The organism is Mesorhizobium sp. P2_A12, from assembly GCF_056405075.1.
Genome location: NZ_JBFUCU010000035.1, coordinates 21,678 through 28,213 on the forward strand (window position 1 = coordinate 21,678; position 6,536 = coordinate 28,213).

General features: G+C 65.5%; 6 protein-coding genes and 1 pseudogene. 6 read left to right on the top strand and 1 reads right to left on the bottom strand.

The features are described 5' to 3' along the window. The first annotated feature begins 38 nt into the window (after positions 1 to 38). The 6 genes from AC1DZU_RS33685 to AC1DZU_RS33710 all read left to right on the top strand — a co-directional run bounded on the left by AC1DZU_RS33685 (position 39) and on the right by AC1DZU_RS33710 (position 6,367). Positions 39 to 1,115: an ABC transporter substrate-binding protein gene (locus AC1DZU_RS33685; RefSeq protein ID WP_477291536.1), complete on the top strand. Its 1,077-nt coding sequence runs from the start codon at positions 39 to 41 to the stop codon at positions 1,113 to 1,115. Between the two features lie 100 nt (positions 1,116 to 1,215). After that, positions 1,216 to 2,037, top strand: a complete 822-nt coding sequence (locus AC1DZU_RS33690; protein WP_477291538.1) for an ATP-binding cassette domain-containing protein — start codon at positions 1,216 to 1,218, stop codon at positions 2,035 to 2,037. Then, complete coding sequence (locus AC1DZU_RS33695; protein ID WP_477291540.1) at positions 2,034 to 3,287, top strand: sugar ABC transporter permease; 1,254 nt, start codon at positions 2,034 to 2,036, stop codon at positions 3,285 to 3,287. The genes AC1DZU_RS33690 and AC1DZU_RS33695 overlap by 4 nt, the downstream gene beginning before the upstream one ends. Positions 3,288 to 3,309: 22 nt before the next feature. Beyond that, a complete protein-coding gene (locus AC1DZU_RS33700) occupies positions 3,310 to 4,035 on the top strand; it encodes an SDR family oxidoreductase (protein WP_477291542.1) in 726 nt (241 codons plus the stop codon). A gap of 137 nt (positions 4,036 to 4,172) precedes the next feature. Then, entirely contained in the window at positions 4,173 to 5,774 is a 1,602-nt protein-coding gene (locus tag AC1DZU_RS33705) for an FGGY-family carbohydrate kinase (protein ID WP_477291544.1), read from the top strand. Between the two features lie 317 nt (positions 5,775 to 6,091). Further along, positions 6,092 to 6,367, top strand: coding sequence for an excalibur calcium-binding domain-containing protein (locus tag AC1DZU_RS33710; RefSeq protein ID WP_477291546.1), 276 nt, complete (start codon positions 6,092 to 6,094; stop codon positions 6,365 to 6,367). A 30-nt stretch (positions 6,368 to 6,397) separates the two neighbouring features. Here the strand turns inward: AC1DZU_RS33710 and AC1DZU_RS33715 are convergent. Beyond that, positions 6,398 to 6,536, bottom strand: a pseudogene (locus AC1DZU_RS33715) (IS630 family transposase); the annotation flags it as partial.

Below are 6,536 nucleotides of genomic sequence, written 5' to 3' on the forward strand. Positions count from 1 at the left end.
ACCTTCTTACAACCATATCCAGAAACGGAGAAGACCGAATGACCCATTTTTCATCTTCATTGAAGTCCGCTGGCATGGCAGCAATTGCGCTGTCGCTGCTGGCCGGCACCGCCGCGATCGCAAGGGCCGCCGAGGTTACCGACGCCACCGTTGCCTTCCTGATGCCAGACCAGGCCTCGACCCGGTACGAACAGCACGACTATCCCGGCTTCGCCGCCGAGATGAAGAAGCTGTGCCCGGGCTGCAAGGTGCTCTACCAGAACGCCGATGCCGACGCCTCGCGCCAGCAGCAGCAGTTCAACTCGGTGATCTCGCAGGGCGCCAAGGCGATCGTGCTCGATCCCGTGGACTCGACCGCCGCCGCCTCCCTGGTCAAGCTGGCGCAGAGCCAGGGCATCAAGGTCATCGCCTATGACCGGCCGATCCCCACCGCACCGGCCGACTTCTATGTCTCGTTCAACAATGAGGGCATCGGCAAGGCTATCGCCGACTCGCTGGTCGCGCATCTGAAGGCGCTCAAGGTCGATCCGGCCACGGGTGGCGTTTTGCAGATCAACGGCTCACCGACCGACGCGGCGGCAGGCCTGATCAAGAAGGGCATCCATGAAGGCCTCGACAACAGCGGCTACCAGATCCTGGCCGAATACGACACGCCGGAATGGGCGCCGCCGAAGGCGCAGCAATGGGCTGGCGGCCAGATCACCCGCTTCGGACCAAAAATCCTCGGCGTCGTCGCCGCCAATGACGGCACCGGTGGCGGCGCCATCGCCGCCTTCAAGGCGGCCGGCGTCGATCCGGTGCCGCCGGTGACCGGCAATGACGCGACGATCGCCGCCTTGCAGCTGATCATCGCCGGCGACCAGTACAACACCATCTCCAAGCCGAGCGAGATCGTGGCGGCGGCTGCCGCCAACGTCGCCATCAAGCTGCTTTCGGGCGAGACGCCGAAGGCCGAGATGACGCTGTACGATACGCCCTCGCAGCTGTTCACGCCGGCGGTGGTGACGCAGGAAAACCTGAAGGCCGAGATCATCAACAAGAAGATCAACACCGCGGCCGAACTCTGCGTCGATCGCTACGCGGAAGGCTGCAAGAAGCTGGGCATCGGGAACTGACCGCGACCGTTGCCCGTTCCGCTGCCTGGCCACCCGCGCGGTGGCCAGGCAGCGCTCACCCGCATTTTGAACCGGTCTTTTCTTGAAAGGTGTTCCAGGCATGATCGATACCCCGGAAGGACCGGTTCCAGCAGGCGAGCTGGTGCTCAGCCTGCGTGGCATTTCGAAGAATTTCGGCGCCGTCTCGGCGCTGACCGACATCGATCTCGATGTCCATGCCGGCGAAGTGGTGGCGCTGGTCGGCGACAATGGCGCCGGCAAGTCGACGCTGGTCAAGATCCTCGCCGGCGTGCATCAGCCGAGTTCGGGAACCATCAGCTTTCGCGACAAGCAGGTGACGCTCGCTGATCCGAGCGCGGCATTGACGCTTGGCATCGCCACCGTGTTCCAGGACCTGGCCCTGTGCGAGAACCTCGACATCGTCGCCAACATCTTCCTTGGCCGCGAGCTCAACCCGCTGCGGCTGGACGAGGTGGCGATGGAAGTGCGCGCGTGGACGCTGCTCAACGAGCTGTCGGCGCGCATCCCCAGTGTCCGCGTGGTCGTCGCGTCGCTGTCGGGCGGCCAGCGGCAGACGGTGGCGATCGCCCGTTCGCTGCTGCTCGAACCCAAGCTCATCCTGCTCGACGAGCCGACGGCGGCCCTTGGCGTCGCGCAGACCGCCGAGGTGCTCAATTTGATCGAGCGGGTGCGCGACCGCGGCCTCGGTGTCGTCATCATCAGCCACAACATGGAAGACGTGCGTGCGGTGGCCGACCGCATCGTCGTGCTGCGGCTTGGCCGCAACAACGGCATCTTCACCCCCGACGCCTCGAACCAGGAGTTGGTCAGCGCCATCACCGGCGCGTCGAACAATTCGGTGTCGCGGCGCGCCGAGCGCCGGCAAGCCCGGCAGGATCAAATTCAGGAGCCACGCCCATGAGCCGCCAAGTGGAACAGGCAGCTCCGCCGCAGCTCGACCGCGCCGATGTGCGCGTCAAGCACGAGGCCGGCTTAAGCGGCAGCATCCGCGCCTTCTTCGACCGCGTGCGCTCGGGCGATCTCGGCTCGCTGCCGGTCATCGTCGGGCTGGTCATCATCTGGACGGTGTTCGCCAGCATCAACCCGATCTTCCTGTCGAGTAGCAATCTGGTCAATCTGCTGTTCGATTCCTCCACCGTCGGCGTCATCGCGCTCGGCATCGTCTGCGTGCTGATGGTCGGCGAGATCGACCTGTCCGTCGGTTCGATCAGCGGCTTTGCCTCGGCCCTTGTCGGCACGTTGTGGGTCAACCAGGGCTGGCCGGTGGCGCTCGCCATCCTGGCCGCGGTCGCCGTGGGCGGCTTCATCGGCGCGCTCTACGCGGTGCTGTTCAATAGGCTCGGCATGCCGAGTTTCGTATCGACGCTGGCCGGCCTGCTCGCGGTGCTCGGCCTGCAGCTCTACATCCTCGGCTCCACCGGCTCGATCAACCTGCCTTACGGCTCGAACCTGGTGGATTTCGGCCAGCTGCTGGTGATGCCGAAATTCATGTCGTTCGGGCTGGCGGCGGTGCCCGGCATCGTCATGTTGGTCACCGGCCTGCGCACCGTTGCGCGCCGCCGCGCCGCCAACTTGTCGGCACCTTCTACCGGCGGCATCGTCACGCGGGCGGTGGCGATCACGATCGTGCTCGAACTCATCGTCTTCTATCTCAACCAGGCGCGCGGCATCCCGTGGATGTTCGGCCTGTTCGTCGGCCTGGTCATTGCCATGCACTACGCGCTGACGCGGACGAAATGGGGCCGCTCGATGTCGGCGGTCGGCGGCAACCGCGAGGCGGCAAGGCGCGCCGGCATCAATGTACGGCTGATCTATTCCAGCGCTTTCGTGCTGTGCTCGATGCTGGCCGCGTTCGGCGGCGTGCTGTCGGCGGCGCGGCTTGCCTCGGCCAGCCAACAGGCCGGCACCGGCGACGTCAATCTCAACGCCATCGCGGCGGCCGTCATCGGCGGCACCAGCCTGTTCGGCGGCCGCGGCAGCGCCTATTCTGCACTGCTCGGCATCATCGTCATCCAGTCGATCGCCAGCGGCTTGACGCTGCTCGATCTGTCCTCGTCGCTTCGGTACATGATCACAGGCGCCGTGCTTGCCATAGCAGTCATCGTCGACTCGCTGGCCCGCCGTTCGCGTGTTTCCCATGGCCGGGCCTGAACCCATCAACAGGAAGAGAGATATGACTCAACTGTCCGGAAAAGTTGCGGCCGTCACCGGGGCGGCGTCGGGGATCGGCCTCGAATGCGCACGACACATGCTGGCGGCGGGCGCCAGCGTCGTGCTGGTCGACCGCGCCGAGGCGACGCTGAACAGCCTGTGCGCCGAACTCGGCCCCAAGGCGATCCCGCTGGTGATCGACCTGATGCAGCCATCAAGCGTCGCCACCATGATGCCGCAGATCCTGGAAAAGGCCGGGCAGCTCGACATCTTCCATGCCAATGCCGGCGCCTATGTCGGCGGCGAGGTGCTGACCGGCGATCCCGACACCTGGGACCGCATGCTGAACCTCAACATCAACGCCGTGTTCCGCTCGATCCACGCGGTGCTGCCGCATATGGTCCAGCGCAAGACCGGCGACATCATCGTCACCAGTTCGATCGCCGGACTGGTTCCGGTGGTCTGGGAGCCGATCTACACCGCGTCCAAGCACGCCGTGCAGGCCTTCGTCCACACGGTGCGCCGGCAGGTGGCCAAGCACGGCCTGCGGGTCGGTGCGGTGGCGCCGGGCCCGGTGGTGACCGCGCTGGTCGACGACTGGCCGAAGGCCAAGCTCGAGGAAGAGCTCGCCGCCGGCGGCCTGATGCAGCCGCGCGAGGTCGCCGAGGCGGTGATGTTCATGCTGACCCGGCCGCGCAACGTGACGATCCGGGATCTGGTGATCCTGCCGCAGAGCAATGATTTGTGAGGGGAGTAGGGCAGTAAGGGACGGGAGTAGGGCAGCATGCTGTTCTGCGGCCCAAAGTCCGGGCTAAAATCTAGTCGCCATTCGCCTGCTGCCTATTCCCCTACTGCCTTACTCCCTACCTAACCGAAGGTTTCCCCATGCCTCACTATCTCGGCATCGACGTCGGCACCGGCAGCGCGCGGGCCGGGGTGTTCGACCAGGCGGGAAACCTGCTCGCCTCGGCCAAGCAGGACATCGAGGTCTGGCGCGAGCCCGGCGACATCGTCGAGCAGTCGAGCGACGACATCTGGCGGGCGGTGTGCATTGCCACCCGCGCCGCCGTCGCCCAGGCCGGCATAGCGCCGGAAGCGATCGCCGGCATCGGCTTTGATGCCACCTGTTCGCTGGTGGTGCTGGGCGAGGGCGGCGCGCCTTTGCCGGTCGGCCCATCCAACAATCCCGAACGCAACATCATTGTCTGGATGGATCACCGCGCGATCGAGCAGACGCGCCGCATCAACCGCAGCGGCGCGGCGGTGCTGAGGTATGTCGGCGGTGTCATCTCGCCGGAGATGGAGACGCCAAAACTCTTGTGGCTGGCGGAAAACATGCCCGCCACCTTCAACGCGGCCTGGCAGTTCCTGGACCTCGCCGATTTCCTGACCTGGCGAGCGACCGGCAGCCTTGCCCGCTCGGTCTGCACGGTGACCTGCAAATGGACTTATCTGGCGCATGAGAGCCGCTGGGATGAGACTTATTTCCGCAAGATCGGCCTCGGCGCGCTGGCCGACGAGGCGTTTGCGCGCATCGGCACCGAGATCGTATCGGCGGGAGCATCGCTCGGCAGCGGACTGACCGCGCAGGCGGCGGCCGACCTTGGCCTTGCCCCCGGCACCGCGGTGGCGGCCGGGCTGATCGATGCGCATGCCGGCGGTGTCGGCACGGTCGGGGCGCGCGGCGATTTCGGCAGCGTCCTGTCGCGCATGGCCTATGTCTTCGGCACCTCGGCCTGCACCCTGTCGTCGACCGCCGAACCGGCCTTCGTCGACGGCGTCTGGGGTCCGTATTTCTCGGCCATGGTGCCGGGGCTGTGGCTGAACGAGGGCGGTCAATCGGCGGCAGGCGCGGCCATCGACCATCTGGTGTGCATGCACCCGGCGGCCGGCGAAGCGGCGGCCACAGCGCAGGCCGAGGGGCTCGGCCTCAGCGCCTGGCTGTCGCTACAGGCACAAAGCCGTGGGGGCGCCGCAGCGACGCCGGCGCTGGCCGGCGACATCCATGTCGTGCCAGAATTCCTCGGCAACCGCGCGCCTTTCGCCGACCCGGACGCGCGCGCGCTGATTGCCGGGCTCGATCTCGACACCAACCTCGACAGCCTGGTCGGGCTCTATGTCGCCGGCGTCTGCGGGCTGGGCTACGGAGCGCGCCAGATCGTGCGGGCCGAGCATGACAAGGGCATCCCCGTCGACACTATCGTCGTCAGCGGCGGCGCCGGCCAAAGCCCACTGGTGCGCCAGCTGCTTGCCGATACCACTGGGATGGTGGTGGTGGCGTCGACCTCGCCGGAGCCGGTGCTGCTCGGCTCGGCGATGCTGGGCGCGGTCGCTGCCGGCTCCTATAAGGACCTGGTGACGGCCATGGCGGGCATGTCGGAACTCGGCGAGGTCTATCATCCCGATGCTTCGCTGGCCGGCTGGCACGCCAAGCGTTTCGCGGCGTTCGAGCTGTTGCAGCAGGCCGGTAAGGCGATCAGGGGCTGAGAGAGCTGTTTGGAAATTCTACTCTTGCGGCCATGTGATGGCGTTTTCTGCGCTTCCGTTGCTCACGGACCAAATGTCCGCTGCGCTACGGTTCTCGAAACCACCATCATATGACTCACCAGAGCGAATTTCGAAACAGTCTCGAAGGCCAGCGGCTCCGCCAATTCCCTGAACGCGTTGGTCCTCGGCCCGGTGTCATTGCCACCACAGACGGCTCAAGATAACCTGTGTTGGGGTACTGAAACCGGGGCGTGCCAGGAATGCTTCTGCCATTCTTGCGTTGGCCTGCAGCTCATCGCCTGGGCAGGCTGAAATGGGTGGCTCTTTTCGCGCCGTTCATTCTGTTGTCCGGCTACATCGTCGATGGCTTTATCGGTATCCAGATCGACTCGCCGCTTGCCGCTCTCAGGCACTTTGCCGCGTTCCCGAACTGCACAGCCGCCCGTGCCGTCGGCCTTGCCAATGCGCATAAAGGGCAGCCCGGCTATTGGCCGACACATGATGCCGACAAGGACGGCATCGCTTGCGAGTCTTGGAATGGGGGAAGCGCAAGCGGCGTCAGGGTGCATCGCTATTGGCGCACCGGCATATAGCTCTCACAGATATCGTGCACCTAGAGTCCTTCACGTTTTGACGGAAGCGTATCCGGCATTTACGAAGTAGTTCTTGCATTCGGCTGCCTCGATCGTTTCGACGAGGTGGCCGATGTGGCGCCAAGTTTCCTCGACGGTGCGTTTCTGAGCCTGGCGCATCCAGTGTTTG

Bases quoted from the DNA above. Each gene is read 5' to 3' on its own strand.
- AC1DZU_RS33685 (WP_477291536.1), top strand. From the start codon at position 39: ATGACCCATTTTTCATCTTCATTGAAGTCCGCTGGCATGGCAGCAATT.
- AC1DZU_RS33690 (WP_477291538.1), top strand. From the start codon at position 1,216: ATGATCGATACCCCGGAAGGACCGGTTCCAGCAGGCGAGCTGGTGCTC.
- AC1DZU_RS33695 (WP_477291540.1), top strand. From the start codon at position 2,034: ATGAGCCGCCAAGTGGAACAGGCAGCTCCGCCGCAGCTCGACCGCGCC.
- AC1DZU_RS33700 (WP_477291542.1), top strand. From the start codon at position 3,310: ATGACTCAACTGTCCGGAAAAGTTGCGGCCGTCACCGGGGCGGCGTCG.
- AC1DZU_RS33705 (WP_477291544.1), top strand. From the start codon at position 4,173: ATGCCTCACTATCTCGGCATCGACGTCGGCACCGGCAGCGCGCGGGCC.